The sequence below is a fragment of the Nocardiopsis sp. JB363 genome (genome assembly GCF_900143625.1).
Taxonomy (GTDB): Bacteria; Actinomycetota; Actinomycetes; order Streptosporangiales; family Streptosporangiaceae; genus Nocardiopsis.
This window is the reverse complement of sequence record NZ_FRFF01000050.1, coordinates 1-17,164: the sequence shown is the minus strand read 5'-3', so window position 1 is coordinate 17,164 and position 17,164 is coordinate 1. Positions and strand designations below refer to the sequence as shown.

Annotated in this window: 18 protein-coding genes, 2 tRNA genes and 1 pseudogene; 9 read left to right on the top strand and 12 right to left on the bottom strand. The window is 70.1% G+C overall.

Features of this window, described 5'->3' with window-relative positions; all coding sequences use genetic code 11:
* The 5 genes and pseudogenes from BQ8420_RS31805 to BQ8420_RS08360 all read left to right on the top strand — a co-directional run.
* Positions 1 to 269, top strand: a pseudogene (locus BQ8420_RS31805) (sensor histidine kinase); the annotation flags it as partial.
* Positions 270 to 371: 102 nt separating this feature from the next.
* A complete protein-coding gene (locus BQ8420_RS08375) occupies positions 372 to 791 on the top strand; it encodes a roadblock/LC7 domain-containing protein (RefSeq protein ID WP_087097262.1) in 420 nt (139 codons plus the stop codon).
* Positions 788 to 1,150, top strand: coding sequence for a DUF742 domain-containing protein (locus BQ8420_RS08370; protein WP_087097261.1), 363 nt, complete (start codon positions 788 to 790; stop codon positions 1,148 to 1,150). The genes BQ8420_RS08375 and BQ8420_RS08370 overlap by 4 nt, the downstream gene beginning before the upstream one ends.
* Positions 1,131 to 1,757, top strand: coding sequence for an ATP/GTP-binding protein (locus BQ8420_RS08365; RefSeq protein ID WP_087097260.1), 627 nt, complete (start codon positions 1,131 to 1,133; stop codon positions 1,755 to 1,757). The genes BQ8420_RS08370 and BQ8420_RS08365 overlap by 20 nt, the downstream gene beginning before the upstream one ends.
* Before the next feature lie 50 nt (positions 1,758 to 1,807).
* Positions 1,808 to 3,004 carry a cytochrome P450 gene (locus BQ8420_RS08360; RefSeq protein ID WP_235006005.1) on the top strand — a complete coding sequence of 399 codons (1,197 nt, stop codon included), beginning with the start codon at positions 1,808 to 1,810 and terminating at the stop codon, positions 3,002 to 3,004.
* A gap of 102 nt (positions 3,005 to 3,106) precedes the next feature.
* On the opposite strand, the gene BQ8420_RS08355 is transcribed toward BQ8420_RS08360, so the two are convergent.
* The 3 genes from BQ8420_RS08355 to BQ8420_RS08345 all read right to left on the bottom strand — a co-directional run bounded on the left by BQ8420_RS08355 (position 3,107) and on the right by BQ8420_RS08345 (position 5,403).
* The gene (locus tag BQ8420_RS08355; protein ID WP_087097258.1) at positions 3,107 to 4,348 is read right to left on the bottom strand and encodes a cytochrome P450; all 1,242 of its coding nucleotides are present in this window, start codon (positions 4,346 to 4,348) and stop codon (positions 3,107 to 3,109) included.
* A 183-nt stretch (positions 4,349 to 4,531) separates the two neighbouring features.
* Positions 4,532 to 4,942 carry a nuclear transport factor 2 family protein gene (locus tag BQ8420_RS08350; protein WP_087097257.1) on the bottom strand — a complete coding sequence of 137 codons (411 nt, stop codon included), beginning with the start codon at positions 4,940 to 4,942 and terminating at the stop codon, positions 4,532 to 4,534.
* Positions 4,943 to 5,058: 116 nt separating this feature from the next.
* Complete coding sequence (locus BQ8420_RS08345; RefSeq protein WP_087097256.1) at positions 5,059 to 5,403, bottom strand: UBP-type zinc finger domain-containing protein; 345 nt, start codon at positions 5,401 to 5,403, stop codon at positions 5,059 to 5,061.
* Between the two features lie 138 nt (positions 5,404 to 5,541).
* On the opposite strand from BQ8420_RS08345, the gene BQ8420_RS08340 reads away from it, so the two are divergent.
* The gene (locus BQ8420_RS08340; RefSeq protein WP_087097255.1) at positions 5,542 to 6,306 is read left to right on the top strand and encodes an enoyl-CoA hydratase/isomerase family protein; all 765 of its coding nucleotides are present in this window, start codon (positions 5,542 to 5,544) and stop codon (positions 6,304 to 6,306) included.
* Positions 6,307 to 6,321: 15 nt separating this feature from the next.
* Here the strand turns inward: BQ8420_RS08340 and BQ8420_RS08335 are convergent, their stop codons facing one another.
* Positions 6,322 to 7,746, bottom strand: coding sequence for an acyl-CoA synthetase (locus BQ8420_RS08335; RefSeq protein WP_200815856.1), 1,425 nt, complete (start codon positions 7,744 to 7,746; stop codon positions 6,322 to 6,324).
* Between the two features lie 115 nt (positions 7,747 to 7,861).
* Positions 7,862 to 8,227, bottom strand: a complete 366-nt coding sequence (locus tag BQ8420_RS08330; protein ID WP_087097253.1) for a hypothetical protein — start codon at positions 8,225 to 8,227, stop codon at positions 7,862 to 7,864.
* A 217-nt stretch (positions 8,228 to 8,444) separates the two neighbouring features.
* On the opposite strand from BQ8420_RS08330, the gene BQ8420_RS08325 reads away from it, so the two are divergent.
* The 3 genes from BQ8420_RS08325 (at position 8,445) to BQ8420_RS08315 (ending at position 10,327) form a co-directional block, all read left to right on the top strand.
* Positions 8,445 to 8,792, top strand: a complete 348-nt coding sequence (locus tag BQ8420_RS08325) for a hypothetical protein (protein WP_143847157.1) — start codon at positions 8,445 to 8,447, stop codon at positions 8,790 to 8,792.
* Positions 8,789 to 9,691 (top strand): hypothetical protein, encoded by a 903-nt coding sequence (locus BQ8420_RS31800; protein WP_087097251.1) that lies wholly within the window; start codon positions 8,789 to 8,791, stop codon positions 9,689 to 9,691. Before BQ8420_RS08325 ends, BQ8420_RS31800 begins: the two co-directional genes overlap by 4 nt.
* Positions 9,692 to 9,928: 237 nt before the next feature.
* Complete coding sequence (locus tag BQ8420_RS08315) at positions 9,929 to 10,327, top strand: roadblock/LC7 domain-containing protein (protein WP_235006004.1); 399 nt, start codon at positions 9,929 to 9,931, stop codon at positions 10,325 to 10,327.
* Positions 10,328 to 10,562: 235 nt separating this feature from the next.
* Here the strand turns inward: BQ8420_RS08315 and BQ8420_RS08310 are convergent, their stop codons facing one another.
* The 7 genes from BQ8420_RS08310 to BQ8420_RS08280 form a co-directional block, all read right to left on the bottom strand.
* Positions 10,563 to 12,503 (bottom strand): substrate-binding domain-containing protein, encoded by a 1,941-nt coding sequence (locus BQ8420_RS08310; RefSeq protein WP_087097249.1) that lies wholly within the window; start codon positions 12,501 to 12,503, stop codon positions 10,563 to 10,565.
* A complete protein-coding gene (locus BQ8420_RS08305) occupies positions 12,493 to 14,031 on the bottom strand; it encodes a sugar ABC transporter ATP-binding protein (protein WP_087097248.1) in 1,539 nt (512 codons plus the stop codon). The genes BQ8420_RS08310 and BQ8420_RS08305 overlap by 11 nt, the downstream gene beginning before the upstream one ends.
* A complete protein-coding gene (locus BQ8420_RS08300; protein WP_087097247.1) occupies positions 14,028 to 15,041 on the bottom strand; it encodes a LacI family DNA-binding transcriptional regulator in 1,014 nt (337 codons plus the stop codon). Before BQ8420_RS08300 ends, BQ8420_RS08305 begins: the two co-directional genes overlap by 4 nt.
* Before the next feature lie 184 nt (positions 15,042 to 15,225).
* Positions 15,226 to 15,795 carry a sugar O-acetyltransferase gene (locus BQ8420_RS08295; protein ID WP_087097246.1) on the bottom strand — a complete coding sequence of 190 codons (570 nt, stop codon included), beginning with the start codon at positions 15,793 to 15,795 and terminating at the stop codon, positions 15,226 to 15,228.
* Between the two features lie 49 nt (positions 15,796 to 15,844).
* Entirely contained in the window at positions 15,845 to 16,816 is a 972-nt protein-coding gene (locus BQ8420_RS08290) for an MsnO8 family LLM class oxidoreductase (RefSeq protein ID WP_087097245.1), read from the bottom strand.
* A 75-nt stretch (positions 16,817 to 16,891) separates the two neighbouring features.
* Positions 16,892 to 16,965, bottom strand: a tRNA-Val gene (locus BQ8420_RS08285).
* 21 nt (positions 16,966 to 16,986) lie between these two features.
* Positions 16,987 to 17,061: transfer RNA gene (locus BQ8420_RS08280), tRNA-Cys, on the bottom strand.
* Between the last annotated feature and the right edge of the window lie 103 nt (positions 17,062 to 17,164).

Genomic DNA, 17,164 nt, shown 5'->3' with positions numbered 1-17,164 from the left:
GCCCGCCCCTGCCCCGACGCGACGGCTCCCGTCGACCGGAGCACGAGGAAAAGAACGACACCGCCACCGAGAAACCGGAGGAGCAGCACTTCGAACTGCCCCAACGGCACCGCGGACTCACCCTGGCCGAAGCGGTCCGGGAGAACCCCGAACAGCTCTACGCCGACCGGAACAGGGGAGGGAACCTCTCGCGCGGCGGCCTGCCCACCCGCTTCTCCGCCTTCAGGGACGCCGGAACCGACGACGAACACCCCGATGGTGGCGCCTGACCACGACTCCCCCCGCACGCCACCGGCAGAAAAGCGACCGAACAGGAACGGAGGGAGGGGCGCCGGGACGCACGGCGTCCAAGGAGCCGCCCCGACAACCCGATGACCACGACCGACTCCAGTCTCGACTGGATGCTGGAGAACCTGCGCAGCGGGACCACCGGCGTCCACCACGTCCTGGTGCTCTCCCGGGACGGACTCAAGATGTGCCACACCCGAGAACTCGACGTGGACCGGGCCGACCAACTCGCCGCGATCTCCGCGGGTATCCAGAGTCTGTCCCTGAGCGCCTCCGCGGAGTTCGGCGACACCACCGGCGCCGGACAGGCCATGCTCGAATACGGCGGCGGACTCCTGCTGATCGTCGGCGCCGGTGAGGGCGCCCACCTGGCCGTGGTCACCGGTACCGAGGCCGACGTCGGTGTGGTCGCCCGCCGGATGAACGAACTCGTCGACCAGATCGGCGACCACCTCATCGTGCCTCCCCGCCGCAGGCCCTACGAGACGGGCACCCAGCGGTGAGCCCCGAACCGACCAAAGAGGAGGCTCCGGACCGGTTGTACACGGTCACCGGTGGCCGTGGCGGCACCGACGAGTCCTCCCTCGACTCCGTCGCGCTGATCGTCGCCGAATCCGAGCCCTCTCCCGACATGCAGTCCGAACACGCCGCCATCCTGCGATTGTGCGTGCGCCCGATCGCGGTGGTGGAGCTGTCCGCCGAGCTCGGACTCCCCGTCAGCGTCGTCCGGGTCCTCCTGGTCGACCTGCTCGACACGGGGGCGGTGACCGTCCGGCACCACGTGCCCTCCACCCCCGAGGAGGGCCCCCGGCACGACCCCGACACGCTGAAGCAGGTGCTCCTTGCCCTCCAACGCCTCTGAGATGCGCACACCGGCACCGGGCCGGACCCCCCTGGCCGCCACGGTCGGCAACGCCCTCAAGATCGTGATCGTCGGCGGTTTCGGTGTGGGCAAGACGACCATGGTCGGAGCGGTCAGCGAGATGCGCCCCCTGAGCACCGAGGAGGTCATGACGCAGGCCGGCGCCGAGATCGACGACCTGCGCGGGGTCCGCGACAAACGCACCACGACCGCGGCCTTCGACTTCGGGCGCATCACCGTCGACGCCACCCGCGTCCTCTACCTGTTCGGCGCACCCGGCCAGAAACGCTTCTGGTTCCTGTGGGAGCAGCTGTTCCTCGGCAGCCTCGGCGCGGTCGTCCTCGTCGACACCACCCGGGTGGAGGACTCCTGGTACGCGATCGACCGGCTCGAACACCACGGCACACCGTTCATCGTCGCGGTCAACCGCTTCGGCCCCGGCCCCGACCTGGAACGGGTGCGCGGCGCCCTGGCCCTGTCCAACGAGGTGCCGCTGTTGGAGTGCGACGCCCGCCGCCGTGAGTCCAGCCGCGACGTCCTCATCACCCTCGTCCACCACCTGGCCTCGCTGGAGCGGGCCCGGTCCGCCAGGAAGGAGACGTCGTGAACGCCACCACGACGGGTTCGGCGCCCTACTCGCCCGACCACGCCCACGCCATGCGTTTCTACGGGCCCGACATCGCCCGTGATCCGGTGTCGCTCTACGAGGAGATGCGTCGCCGCTTCGGTCCCGTGGCGCCCATCCTCCTGGACGGGGACGTGCCCGCGTGGTTCGTCCTGGGCTATCGGGAACTGCACCACGTCACCGGCCACCCCGAGTGGTTCGCCCGGGACAGTCGGCGTTGGAACCAGTGGGACCGTGTCGGCGATGACTGGCCGTTGCTGCCCTACGTGATGTGGACCCCGTCGGTGATGTTCGCCGAGGGCGCCGATCACCGGCGGCGGGCGGGGGCCATCGGCGACGCGTTGTCCGCCGTCGACCGGGCCGACCTGCACATCCTGTGCAACCAGGTCGCCGACGGACTCATCGACCACTTCGCCAGGGACGGGGAAGCCGACCTGGTCAGCCAGTACGCCCACCAGATCCCCGCCGGGGTGATCGCCCGCCTGTACGGCATCCCCGCACAGGAGGTCCCCGACATGGTCCGGGACAACCTGATCTCCCTGGACGTCACCGCGGAGGCAGCCCAGGCCCACCAACGGCTCGTGGAACGGATGCGTCGGATCGTCGGCCATCGGCGCGCGCACCCGCGCAACGACGTCCCGTCCCGGTTGCTGACCCACCCGGCGAGGCTCACCGACGACGAGGTGCTCATCGACCTGCTCGTGATCATGTCGGCCGCCCAGGCGCCCACCGGCAACTGGATCGGCAACACACTGCGGTTGATGCTCCTCGACGAGGACTTCTCCCTCACCTTGCAGGGCGGACGCAGCAGCGCCGACGAGGCGCTCAACGAGGTGTTGTGGAAGAACACTCCTACGCAGAACTTCATCGGTCGCTGGGCGGTGCAATCCTGCGACCTGGGTGGACGCCGGATCCGTCAGGGCGACCTGTTGGTGATGGGGATGGCCGCCGCCAACGCCGACCCCCGGCTCAACACCGGGGACCTGAGCATCCACGCCTCCAACCGGGCGCAGATGTCGTTCGGGCACGGTGAACACGGCTGCCCGTTCCCCGCGCCCAGGGTCGCGGAGGTGATCGCCCGCACCGCGGTGGAGACCCTCCTGGACCGGCTGCCGGACGTACGCATGGCGGTGCCGCCCGAACAGCTGCGGTGGCGGCCCTCGGTGTGGATGCGCGGCCTGTTCGACCTGCCCGCCCGGTTCAGCCCCATCATCGGTTCCGGACGCTGACCGGGCGGGCGGTGTTTGTTCTGGGCCTCCGCTAGCGCTTCGGCCCGAACGGGCGACCCCCCGTGGTTCCCTGACGGAATCCGGGTCGGGTCGCGTGTGTGGTCAGTCGCTCTGGCGTGGAGAGGGCACTCTTCCAGGGGTGAACTCCAGTGGCAGGTCCTGGAGGCCGCGGGTGAACAGGCCCCGCTCGGTGAGTTCGGCGTCCGGGGCCAGACGCATGTCGGGCATCGCGTCCAGCAGGTCGTTCACCCCGACCCGCACCTCGGCCTCGGCCAACAACGCACCGACACAGAAGTGCCTGCCCAGAGCGAAGGAGAGGTGTTCGGCCGCCGCCGAGAAGGACGTGGTATCGGCGATTTCGGCGCGGAACAGGTCGAAGGTGTCGGGGTCGGCGAACCGGTCCGGGTCGCGGTTGGCCGCCCCGATCAGGCAGGTGACGGTGGACCCGGCGGGCACGGTGCCACCGCCGATCTCCACGTCCTGGGCGGGTTGGCGCATGATCATCTGCACGGGCGGGGTGAACCGCAGCGACTCGGCGAAGGCCCGCGGGATCAACGACCGGTCCTCGCGTACCGCCGCGAGCTGTTCGGGGTGGGCCAGCAGGTTCGCGAACAGGCTCGCCAGGGCCTTGTCGGTGGTCTCACCGCCGGCGGCCAGCAGCAGACTGCAGAACGCCTTGATCTCCTCGTCGGTCATCCGGGTGCCGTCCACCTCGGCCTGGCACAGCCGCGACAACAGGTCGTCGCCGGGCTCCTCGCGCCTGCGTTGGATGATCGGGATGAGGTGGTCGGCCAGTTCGTCGTGGGTGCGCAGACCCGCCGCGGTCACCTCCGTGTCCTGGCTCAGGTTCCCGAGGAAGGCGATGATCGCGGTGTACCAGTCGTGGAAGCGGTCGTGGTCGGCCCGGTCCAGGCCGAGCATGTCCACGATGACGTTGATCGGGAACCGGGTCGCGTACTCCGACACCAGGTCCACCCGGCCGCGGTCGCGGAAGGCGTCGATCAGCATCCGGCTGTTGCGCTCGATCACCGGGAGGAAGCGTTCGCGCAGGTCCTTGCCGCGAAAGGCGGGGGCGACCAGGGCTCGGCGCACGGCGTGTTCACGGCCGTCCAACTGCAGGATGGTCCGCCCGTGCACCGGTTCCAGCTGCCAGGCGTAGTTCTCGGTGGAGAAGGCGTCGTTCTTGAACGCCCGCCGCACGTCCTCGTACCGGGAGACGACGTAGCTCCCGGTGGCCTCGTGCCACAGCAGCGGTGCGTCCTCGCGCAGCAGCCGGTAGGCCGCGTAGGGGTCGGTGGCGAACTCGGGGGAGAGCAGGTCCGGGACCTTGCGGGTTGTGGTCACAACGATCACGCTCCTGGAGGTGGGCCGAGGGACCACAGTAGGTAGGCGTGCCACGGCAAGCCAGACCTGGCCGCTATATCCAGGTGAAAAGCGTGATACGTCCGCCTTTGTCGTGTCCAGAACTCGGATCGACGTGCGAGATTCGGCCGGCCGAGAGCGTGACGGGTGTGATCGAACCCGCGACTACCCGGCCTGTCCGGTCGCCTCCTCGCCCGCTTCCCGGGCGATCCGTTCGAACTGCGCGCCCATGGCCTCGGCGAGGGCGGTGGCCGCGGACAGGGGACGGACCATCACGACCAGGTCGTCGATCAGACCGTCCTCGTTCATGTGCAGGAAGTCGCAGCCGTTGATGTGACGGTCGCCGACCTTGGCCTCGAACACCAGGGCGTGGTCCCGGCCGTCGGCGCCGCTGATCTCACGGACGTAGTGGAAGTCCGTGAAGACCCGGTCGACACCGCGCAGGATCGCGGCGGTGATGGAGCGACCGGGATAGGGCTTGAAGGCGACGGGGCTCGTGAAGACGACGTCCTCGGCGAGCAAGGCGTGGATGGAGTCGTGGTCGCGGGCCTCGACGGCCTTCCGGAAGGGATGCACGGCACTCCGATGGTCGATCGAACAGGTGCGTGGGAGGTTATCAAGCCGAACGCGAACTTCTGATCGGCTGCCCCGCGGCAGTTCGACCGGGAACCGGAACGGTGCCGCCGACGGTGTCACGGGTGGAGGTGTTCCCTCCAATCGGCGGGAACACGGTCCGCGGGTGCCGGAGTCGGCTGGCTCTGCGGGTGCGAGGTCGGCGCGGTCAGTTCCGGGCCGCGCCCCACCTGCCCGTCGCGGAAGTCGAAGAACCACTCTTCCCCGGGCTCGAAGCTCTGCATGATCGGGTGGCCGGTCTCCCGGAAGTGCCCGGTGGCGTGCCGGCCGGGTGAGGAGTCGCAGCAGCCCACGTGTCCGCAGGCGGCACAGCGGCGCAGGTGGAACCACCAGGTGTCCCTGGCGAGGCATTCCTCGCAGCCGTCCCCGCTGGGCCGTGCGTTCGGATCGATCTCGTCGCTCATCCGGTAACGGTAACCGCCCCGGCCGTCCGCGGAGCGGAACCGCGCCCCCGGTGTGGTGTCCGGTGTGCGGTCCCGGGATGGTCGCCCGGTAACGTCGTCGCCGTTCGCCCCCCGACCAGCCCAGAGAAAGGCACTCCCATGAGCGAGGAGCTGTCCGTGCGCGTCGACGGTCACGTCGGCGTGCTGGAGATCCACCGCCCGCCGCACAACCACTTCTCCCTGGACGTGCTCACCGAGCTCGCCGACACCGCCGAGGAACTGGCGGCGGACGGGTGCCGCGCGCTGGTGCTGTGCTCCGAGGGCAAGAACTTCTGCGCCGGGGTGGACTTCGCGGCGGGCGGGGTCGGGGACGATCCGGTGCGCACCCTCAGCGCCTTCTACGGTCAGGGCCTGCGTCTGTACTCGCTGCCGATCCCGGTGATCGCCGCCGTCCAAGGCGCCGCGGTGGGCGGCGGTCTCGGACTGGCCTGTTCCGCGGACTTCCGCGTGGCCTCGCCCGGCACCCGATTCCACGCCAACTTCGGGCTGTTGGGGCTGCACCAGGGCTTCGGGCTGACCGTGTCCCTGCCTCGTGTCGTGGGCGCCCAGAAGGCCGCCGACATGCTCTACACCGCCCGCCGGGTCCCGGGGGAGGAAGCGCACGCCATCGGCCTGGCCGACCACCTGGTCGAGGACGGGGCGGTCCGTGCCAGGGCGGTGGAACACGCCCACCGGATCGCCGCGTCCGCGCCGCTGGCGGTGCGCTCGATGAAGGCCACCATGCGCGCCGAACTGCTGGCCGCCCTGCCCTCCGCGCTGGACCGCGAGATCGTCGAACAGACCCGCCTGCTGGCCACCAAGGACAACGAAGCGGGGGTCACCGCGTCCCTGAACCGCACCGCCCCCACCTTCACGGGGGAGTGATCGGACGGATCGGGGTCAGGGGGTCAGGGCGCGTTTGAGGATCTTGCCCATGTCGTTGCGGGGCAGGGCCGCCACCACGCGTAGACGTCGCGGGCGTTTGTGCGGGGCCAGCTGTGCGGCGACCATGTCGGCCAACTCCGCCAGGGTGGGCGCCTCCGCGCCCGCGGGAACGATCCACGCGACCACCCGCTCGCCCAGGTCGGGGTCGGGCTCCCCGGTGACGGCGGCCTCGGCCACCCCGGGGTGCGCCAGCAGCACGTTCTCGATTTCCCCGGCGCCGATCTTGTAGCCGCCGCTCTTGACCAGGTCGGTGCTCTTGCGACCTATCAATCGCACCAGACCCTCGGCGTCGAGGGTGGCCATGTCGCCGGTGCGGAACCAACCGTCGTCGGTCATCGCCTCGGCGGTGGCCTCGGGACGGTTCAGGTAGCCGCTGAACAGGTTGGCGCCGCGCACCTGCACCTCGCCGATCTCCGCACCCGCCGGAAGCGGGGCGCCGTCGTCGCCGACCAGGCGCAGCTCCACCCCGTCCAATGGGGTCCCGACCGCGCCCGGGCACGGCGGGTGGTCGAGGCGGACACTGGTGTTCATCAGGGTCTCGGTCATGCCGTAGCGCTCGACGACCCGATGACCGGTGGCGGCGGTGAGGTGTTCGTGGTCGGGCAGCGGCAGCGCGGCCGAACCCGACACCAGCAGGCGGGCTCCGGCCAGGGCACAGGCCAGGGCCGGATCGTCGTCCACCGACTCGGCCAGGCGGTGGTACATGGTCGGCACCCCGAACAGGAGCGTGCCCTCGCCCTCCAGCGCCAGGCGGACCGCGTCGGGTTCGAACCGGCCCAGGTGGTGCAGGGAGCCGCCCAGGTACAGGGGCCCGAGCACGCCCAGGACCAGGCCGTGCACGTGGAACAGCGGCAGGGCGTGCACGAGCACGTCCCGGTCCGTCCACTCCCAGGTGCGGGCCAGCGCGTCGAGGTCGGACAGGACCGCGCGTCGGGAGATCAGCGCCCCCTTGGGCGGCCCGGTGGTACCGGAGGTGTAGACGATCAGCGCGATGGACTCGGGGTCCACCTCGCGCACGAGTGGGGGAGTGCGCGGGTCGGGGGAGGCGTCGACCTCGCGCACGGGGATCCCGGCCAGGGCCGCGGGGGGCGTGACACCGGGCGGGGTGAGCAGCAGTTCGGGGCGGCTGTCGTCGATCACGTGCCGCAGTTCCCGTTCCCCGGAGCTGGGGTTGAGCGGAACGACGGGGACCCCGGCCAGGATCGCGGCGGTCACGGCCACACAGGTGTGCGGTGACGGTGTCGCCCACACCGCGACCCGGCCGTCGGGCAGGCCGGCCGCGAGCCGGGAGGCGGCCCCGGACAGTTCCCGGTAGGTGAGGCGATGGTCGCCGAACCGGAGTGCGGGTCGATCGACGGGCGCTGTGACGAGGGGGAACACGGGCTGGTCCCTTCGCGGTGGACGGTGTGCCGGAACCATCCCTATCCCATCGGCCCGGTGCTCGACTCACCGAACGCGAACACCGGGCCGCTGGGATCGAGCGTCGGGCTCGGGATCAGATCACCAGTTCGACGTCGATCTGCCGCAGCTTGTGCCGGGCCAGGGCCAGGTTGCCGCGCTGTCGGTCCAGGGCCAGGTACAGGAAGAGGGAGCCCCCGGTCTGCTCCAGCAGGCGGATGACGTGGTACTGCCCGCCCAGGGTGATGAGGATGTCCTCGACCCGGTCGTCGAGGCCGAGCATGCTCAGGGCCCGCACCTTGGAGCGGACCACCTCTGTGTTGGCGGCGGCCGCGACCTCGATGTCGAACCCTTGGCCACCGCCCCCGGAGTGCAGGCACATACCGCTCTCGTAGTCGACGAGGGCGGCACCGATGGCCCCATCGATTCCGAGGGCTTCCTTGATCGCGGTCTCGGTGTTCATACAGGACTTCTCCGTGGCTCGTTGCCCGCGTTCGGGCGCTTTGGTGACTTAAGTCCAGAAAAAGTATCGAAGTCAATAGATGATATGTAAGTGCACTGCGCACGCTTACGGTGATCGTTACGCGAGAGTTTTCCGTTAGGCGGCTTTCACCCGATAGATTGCGACTCCGAATGGTGTCGGGGACGGCGGGGGGATCGTGTCGAAGGTGGGGGACGCGGTGAGGAACATCCTCGAATGTTCGGGTTCACGTGCGGTGATGCTGGTGGACCGGGCCACCGGACACGCTTTTGTGAGCATGGGTGAACAGGGGCTCCTGCTACCCGCGGAGAGCGTCGGGGAGGTCTATCAAATGGCCGAGTCAGTGCAATTGGCCGGAAGTGGCCACGAAGTGGTCGAAACCGAGAGCATTATGGTGACCACCGCCGCGTACCACCACGTGATCCGACCGGTGCCGGGCGGAGGAAGCGACGGCCCGCTGCTGAGCGTGGTGTTCGACCGGGGCCGCACCAACCTGGCGCTGGCGCGGCGCGAACTCGACGCACGAGCCGAGACCCTGCTGGCATGAACGCACCCGGTCCCGCGCCCTTCGGCGCTCTGGCGACGGACCTGCGCCGCATGCACGAAGAGTCGTTCACCGGCTCGCTGCGCGTGTTCGGTCCGCCCGACACCACCCTGCACTTCCACCACGGCCTGGTGATCGCCGTGCCGACCCCGGCCGCTCCGGGACCGGACACCCTCCTGCTGCGGACGGGAACGGTCGGCGCCGACACCTGGGCCACGGCCAGGGAACGCGCCCTCGCCACCGGTGACCTGGGCGCCGAACTCCTCGACCGTGGGCACGTCAGTGCGGCACTGCTCGAACTGGCGCTGACCCGTTCGGTCCTGGACGGGGTGTTCGCGATGGGGTTGACCCCCTCCAACCGCGGTGGCCAGGTCCTGCCCGGCGCGTTGCCGCCCCTGCTGCGCCTGGACGAGGGGATCGACCCCGACCAGGCCCTGCGGGAGGCCGCACGCCGCCACACGAACCTCACCCACCGTTGGGGCCCGCCCGCCGACCTGGCCCGGCTGCGCCCCGCCGCCGAGGCCGCACCGGAACGGGCGCCCTCCCGCGCCCACCACGACCTGTTGCTGCGCGCCGACGGCCGCCGCACACCCCGCGACCTCGCCTTCGTCCTCGGCCGTGAGGTGAGCGCGGTGATGGCGGACCTGACCCGGCTGGCCGAACGCGGGCTGATCGACCTCGCCGAACGACACCATGAGGGCGCACTGACCCGCCGCCTGCCCGAATCCCGGACCACCGAGGAGAAGGATCGGCCCTTGGTCCGACGTACACCGGGCGCCAACGGGATGCGGCGTGCCCCCAGAGCGGACGCGACCCTGCCCACGGCCCTGCCCGCCGATCTGGCCGCCCGCCTGCAGGAGACCCTGCGAGCCCCGGGTGACCTGCTGGAAGGGGATGGATGACAGGAGGGGACCGGCACGACCGTCCGGAGGGGGACGGGAAACGCCGGGAGTTGCCCAAGCGGGTTCCCACACGGGTGCCCGAACCCGGACGGTCGCCGTGTCCGGAACCGGCCGAACCGGGTCCGATCGCGGCGCTGCGCGAGGAAAGACATCGCGTGGTCCCGTTGGAGCGGGTCCGGCGCGCGCTCGAAGAACTGGACGAATCAGGAGAGGAACCGCGGTCCACGAGGGAGCGCGGTGGGAGAGGGGAACGAAGCGATGGTCCAGGACGAGATCGTCCGTGAACTGGCCGGCCTGCGCGAGCGTGTGATGGGGGTGACGGGCACGGTCGTCGCGGCGTCGGACGGGCTGGTGGTCGCCTCCGACAGCCCACAGGTACGCGACCAGGCACTGGCGGCGCTGGCCGCCGCCGGCCTGGGACTGGGCAAACGCACCGCGGGCGAAGTGGCGCTGGGCCCGCTCGCCGAGGTGGAGTTCCGCTGCCAGGGTGGGCACGTGGTGGTGTACGCGGTGGGCGCGGAGGCGCTGCTCGCGGTCATGGGCGATGAGGGGATGGACGGGCCGACCCTGGCCAAGGAGAGCAGTCGGACCATCGAACGGGTCGGTGCCCTCCTGGAGGTGACCGAGGCGGTCTAGGGTTCCCGGGCTCGACCCACCCCTGCTCCACAGGTCCGGCTGGCGTCCTTTGGCGATGATCTTGCTCGTAGCGCCATGTTGGGCGCCCAAATGGGCGCTACGAGCAAGATCATCGCAGTTCAGAGCCGGTGACGGGCTTCCGCACCCGACGCCCCGCCCGGCACCGAACACGAAGGAGGGCCCACCGCTCGGTGGGCCCTCCCTCACGCGGTCCTCATATGGAACCGTCGACGGATCAGTCGAACTCTTCGACGTTCTCCTCGGTGACGACCTCCACCGGGACCATCACGGTCTCCTCCAGGCTCTCGCCTTCGGCGGCCGCGATCGCGTTGCGCAGCGCCACCCGCCCGAGCTCGGCGGGCTGCTGGGCGACGGACGCGTGCAGGACGCCCTCACCGACCGCTTCGAGTCCTTCGGGGGTGCCGTCGAAGCCGATCACCACGGCCTCCTCACCCCGGGAGGACAGCGCCGCGGCGGCACCGAGCGCCATCTCGTCGTTCTCCGCGAACACGGCGTCGATGTCGCCGTTGCCCTGGAGCATGTTGGTCATCACGTCCAGACCCTTGGACCGGTCGAAGTCGGCGGGCTGCTGCGCCACCACCTCGATGTCGGGGAACTCGGCGATGCCCTCTTCGAACCCGGAGCCGCGCTCACGGCTGGCGGAGGTACCCGGGACGCCCTGTAGCACCGCGATCCGGCCCTCCTCACCGATCGCCTCGGCCACTTCCCGAGCCGCCAAACGGCCGCCTTCGACGTTGTCGGAGGCCACCAGCGTCTCCACGTCGGCCCCGTTGACACCGCGGTCCGCCGCGACCACCGGGATGTCGGCGTTGTTGGCGCCGCCCACCGGTGGACCGGCGGCGTCGGAGTCCACCGGGTTGATCACGATGCCGGCGACCCCGGTGCTGATGAAGTTCTGGATCTGGTCGGCCTGCTGCGAGGCGTCGTCCTGGGCGTCGGTGACCACCAGGTCCACGCCCGCCTCGTCCGCCTCGGCCTGTGCCCCGTCCCGCATCTGGAGGAAGAACGGGTTGTTGAGCGTGGACAGCGACATTCCCACTCGGGGAGCGTCGGTGGAGGACGAGTTCGGGACCAGGAAGGACAGCGCGCCCACCACGAGGGCGGTCACGGCGGCGGCGATCGCCAGCTGGATCCCGCGCTTCTTGCGGCTTCCGTTCTCCGCACCGGCACCGGAGCCCGTGTCACCGCCACCGGAGCGGCGGCGCAGTGTGTCGAACAGGACGGCGATCGCGATGACCACACCGATCACGACCTGCTGCCAGAACGCGGACACCGACAGCAGGTTCAGCCCGTTGCGCAACACCGCCAGGATCAGGGCACCGATCAGGGTGCCGAACGCCGTACCCACGCCGCCGGCGAGGCTGGCGCCACCGATGACGACCGCGGCGATGGCGTCCAGTTCGTAGCCCTGGGCGGCCTGCGGCTGGGCCGAGGCCAGTCGCGAGGCGAGGATGACACCGGCCACGGCCGCGAACAGACCCGACAGCGCGTAGATGCCGATCTGGTGCCGCTTGACGCGGATACCGGACAGGCGGGCGGCCTCTTCGTTGCCGCCGATGGCGTACATCGCGCGTCCGGCGAAGGTCCGGCGCAGGATCACCGCGGTGATCAGCACCATCACCAGCATGATGAGCACCGGAACGGGCAGCCACCCGCCCAGCGAGGCGCCCAGTCGGGCCACGGAGTCCGGCAGTGCGATCGGGCTGCCCTCGGAGAGCACCAGGGACAGACCGCGTGCGATCGACAGCATCGCCAGGGTGGCGATGAACGGAGGCAGCTTGCCGTAGGCGACCAGCGCACCGTTGACCAGACCGCACGCGATACCGGTGGCGGCGGCCAAGGGGAGCGCCAACCAGACCGGCACACCCTCCACGGTGGCCAGGAACGCCAGCACCGTCGCCGACAGCGCCGCCACCGAACCCACCGACAGGTCGATCCCGCCGGCGATGATGACGAAGGTGACACCGAAGGCCAAAATCGCGATGACGGCGGCTTGCACACCCACGTTGAGGAGGTTCTGCGCCGTCAGGAAGTCGCCGGAGAGCAACGACATGACCACGACCAGGACGGCCAGGGCGGTCAGCGCGCCGTTCTCCAGCAGGAATCTGCGCACGGCGGGCCAGATGCCGCCGCTCTTATCCGTATCAGTGGCCATGGTGGCCCTCCACTCCGTTCTCTTCCGTGCTCGACCGGGGGCCGGCGGCGACCGCCAGGGACATCACGGCGTCCTGCGTGGCGTCCTCTGCGGAGAGCTCCCCGGTGATACGGCCCTGGGCCATGACGAGGATCCGGTCACTCATCCCCAGCACCTCGGGGAGGTCGCTGGAGATCATCAACACCGCGTGACCGGAGGCGGTGAGTTCGTTGACGAGTCGGTAGATCTCGACCTTGGCGCCGGCGTCGACGCCGCGGGTCGGCTCGTCCAGGATCAGCACCCGCGAGTCGGCCAGCAGCCACTTGCCGATGACGACCTTCTGCTGGTTGCCGCCCGACAGGGTGCGCACGTGCTGGGAGATGCTCGACATGCGCACGCCGAGGTCGCCGGCGATCCGCTCGGCGGAGGCGCGCTGCCCGGCGAGGTCCACGAACCCGCCCTTGCTGGTGGGGCCCAGGGTGACCAGGCCCAGGTTCTCCTCGACGGAGGCGTCCAGGACCAGGCCCTGACCCTTGCGATCCTCGGGAACCAGCCCCAGGCCGGCGGTCATGGCCGCGTTGACGTCACCGCCGGGCAGGGGCCGGTCCAGGACCTCGACCGTGCCGGAGTCGTAGGGGTCCGCCCCGAAGACTGCACGGGCGACCTCGGTACGTCCGGCGCCGACCAGACCGGCCAGCCCCACGACCTCACCCGCGCGGACCTCCAGGTCCACGTCCTCGAAGTGACCGGCCCGGGTCAGTCCGCGCACCCGCAGCAGCGGCTCGCCCGCGTCGGGGCGCTCGCGCGGGTACTGCTCGTCGATGCTGCGCCCCACCATCAGGCGCACCAGCTCGTCCTCGGGGGTGTCGGCGTCCACGTGGGCGACCGAACGGCCGTCCCGCAGGACGGTCACCCGGTCGGCGAGCGCCGCGATCTCCTCCAGGTGGTGGGTGATGAAGACGATGCCCACACCCTCCTCGCGCAGCCGGCGCGCGATGGCGAAGAGTCGCTCGACCTCCTCGGTGGTGAGCACGGCGGTGGGCTCGTCCATGATGAGGACCTCGGCGTTCAGGCTGAGCGCCTTGGCGATCTCCACCATTTGAAGGCGGGCGATGCCGAGCCCGCGCACCTTGGCGCGCGGGGACACGTCCACACCCACGCGTTCGAGCAGCGCGGCGGCCTCGGACTCCATGCGGCGGTAGTCGATGAACCCGAACCGGCGGGGTTGGCGGCCCAGGAAGATGTTCTCGGCCACCGTGACGTCGGGGACCAGGTTGAATTCCTGGTAGATGGTGGCGATGCCCAGACGCGCGGCGTCCTGGGCGTCCCGGATGACGGTTGCGGAATCCCCGACGAGGATCCGGCCGCGGTCGGGGCGGTGGGCACCGGAGAGCACCTTGATGAGAGTGCTCTTACCGGCCCCGTTCTCTCCCAGGAGCGCGTGGACCTCGCCCCGGCGCAGGTCGAAGTCGATGTCGTCGAGGGCGACCACCCCCGGGAAGGCCTTTCGCACCCCCTCGATACGCAGGAGTTCGTCCGGACTACTCACGTGTGGCTCCCTTGCTGTGCCGGCTCGCCGCAGGAGCGGCGTACGACGAGGTGGGCGGGCAGGACGGTGGAGGAGGCGGGCGAGCCCGCGATGAGGTCGGCCAGGGCTCGCACCGCGACCCGGCCCAGTTCCGCCGTGGGCTGGGCGATCGTGGTGATCGGCGGGTCGGTGTGCGAGAACCAGGGGATGTCGTCGAAGGCGGCCAGGGCGATGTCGCGGGGGACCCGCAGTCCGCGTGCGCCGATCGCGTCCAAGGCGCCCAGCGCCATGAGGTTGTCCGTGGCGAAGATGACGTCGGGGGGCTCTGGCAGGTTCAGGAAGCGTTCGGTGCAGGCGCGCCCGCTCTCGGCCTGGAAGTCGCCGCTGCCCACGTACTCCTCGGGCAGCGCGAGCCCATGGACCGCCAGGCCGGCGCGGAAGGCGTCCACGCGTTCGCGGCCGGTGGTGGTGGCGGCCGGTCCGGCGATGATGGCGAGGCGTCGGTGCCCGAGCGAGTGCAGGTGGTCGACGAGGTCGGCGATGGCGGTGCGGCCGTCCGATCGCACCACGGGCACGTCGACGCCGGGGATCCAGCGGTCGACGAAGACCACGGGGGTGGGGCCGGTCGCGGCCTCCAGGGTCATGGGGGAGCGGCCGTCGGCGGGGGAGACGAGGAGGCCGTCGATGCGCCGGTCCAGCAGGCCGCGCACGTGGTGGTCCTCCAGGTCGGCGCGTTCGTCGGCGTTGCCGATGATGACGCTGTAGCCGAGCTCGCGGGCCTCTTCCTCCACGGCGCGGGCGAGCTCGGTGAAGTACGGGTTGAGGACGTCGCTGATGACCAGACCGATGGTGCCGGTCCGGTGGGTGCGCAGCGAACGCGCCACGACGTTGGGCCGGTAGCCGAGCGAGTCGGTGGCGGCCTGGACCCGTTCACGCGCGTCGTCGCTGACGGAGGGGTGTCCGTTGAGTGCCCTGGAGACCGTGGCCACGGACAGTCCCGCCGACTCGGCGACGTCCTTGATGCTCACCATGGTGTGCCCCCTCTCGCGTCTCGTGGAAACGATTACATGATCGGAAACGATGATGCCAGAGAAGGGGGGCACAGAAGTTCACACGCTTTGCCCGGAGGGATCGTGAATGCGCGAAATGCCCACTGTTGCCGGGTTTCCGGCGCGGATCACCAGAAAAATATGTCCTGGGTCACACTGGCCTCGCTCAGTCGGTGACCGAGCGCACCACTCGTGCCGGCGAGCCGATGACGATGGATCCCTCGGGTACGTCCTTGGTCACGACGGAGGCCGCCCCCACGACGGCGTCGTCCCCGATCGTCACACCCGGCAGGATGGTGGCGTTGGCCCCGATCCACACGTTGTGGCCGATGGTGATCGGGGCGGGGTGCATGTCCGCGCGACGGCTCGGCGCGATGTCGTGGTCGAGCGTGGCCAGCACCGTGTTGTGTCCGATCAGGCAGTCGTCGCCGATGACGACACCGCCCTGGTCCTGGAACTTGCACCCGGAGTTGATGAAGACGCGCTCGCCGAGGCGGATGTTCTTCCCGAAGTCGGAGTAGAACGGCGGGAAGACCGTCACCGATTCGTCGACCGGCTTACCGATCAGCCGGGCCAGGAGCTCCCGGACCCGCGCCGGTTCGTGGTAGCCGCCGTTGAGTTCACCGGTGATGCGCAGGGCCTCCTGGCTGGTCTCGTGCATGACCTCGTGCAGCGGTGAATCACCCGGGATGGTTCGGCCGGCGTTCAGTGCCGTGAGCAGATCGACGAGTTCCATGCCGAAGACCTTATCCGTCGGCGGTTTCGATCCGCATGACGCCTGAGGGCTACGGGGTCCGCAGCGACGCCAGGAACTCGTCGATGCTCTCGACCTCGGAGCGGTCGTAGGTACTGACGTTGGCGAGGAGTTCGGCGGCGCCGGTTCGCTCGACGAGGTCGGTGAGCGAGTCCACCACCTGGTCCGGGGTGCCGGCGATCGCGCCGGACAGCCAGTCGTCCACGGCCCTGAGCTTCATCGCGCTGGTCGTCTCGTCGAGCAGCCGACAGACCTCTTCGACGGGGCGGAGCGCGCGGAACTCGCCGACCTCCCGCGAGTCCGCGTAGGCCCAGGCCTCGGGCAGTAGCAGGTCGCGGGCCCGCTCGGCGGTCTCCGCGACGGCGATGTCCACGTTCACCACCAGATAGGGATCGGGTGCGGCCGGACTCGGTCGGAAGTCCTGGAAGTAGGCGGCCAAGCGGTCCGCGTCGCGCAGCAGCGGCCCCCCGGCCACCACGGGCAGCCCCAGATCGGCGGCCAGGATCATCCCGCCCTTGATGGCGAGCATGAACGTCGGGGGAGGTTCGACGCGCGGCCTGACGGTGATGTCGGCCGCTCCGCTCAGGTAGCGCCGGACCTCCTCCACCTCGTCCGGGTACTCGTTCTCGCGCAGGGCGGTACGCCCCAGTGCCCTTCGGATCGGAGCGGTGAAACCGAGGGAGCCACCGAGCCCCAGGTCGAACCGGCCGGGGAAGAGCGCCTCCAGGAGCAGGGCCTGCTCGGCGATCACCATCGGGCTGTGGTTGGGGACCATGATCCCGCCCGTGCCCAGACGGATCCGGTTCGTCCGGGCTCCGATCGCCGCGAGCAGCACGGCGGGCGCCGAAGCGGCGATGCCCGGGACCGCGTGGTGCTCGGCGGTCCAGAACCGATGGAAGCCCAGCTCCTCCGCGCGCACCGCCCTCTCGACGGTCGTCGCGAGGGCCGCCGCGTCGGATTCCCCGGCGCGGGTCCGTGAACGGTCGAGCAGAGAGACACGCATCGGTCTTCTCCAACGTGGGAGGACTCTGGAAACGCCAAAGGCCAGAACCGGAGTTCTGGCCTTTGATGCTACTTGTGGGCGATACAGGACTCGAACCTGTGACCCCTACCGTGTCGAGGTAGTGCTCTAGCCAACTGAGCTAATCGCCCTCATGCGAGATGAGGTACATCTGGAGCCGGCGACGGGAATCGAACCCGTGTGCAGGGATTTGCAGTCCCTTGCCTAAGCCACTCGGCCACGCCGGCTTGAGTCGAGCACGAGGTCGCCGAACGGCACCCGTATGTGCCTTTCTCCGAGCGGACGACGGGATTCGAACCCGCGACCCTCACCTTGGCAAGGTGATGCTCT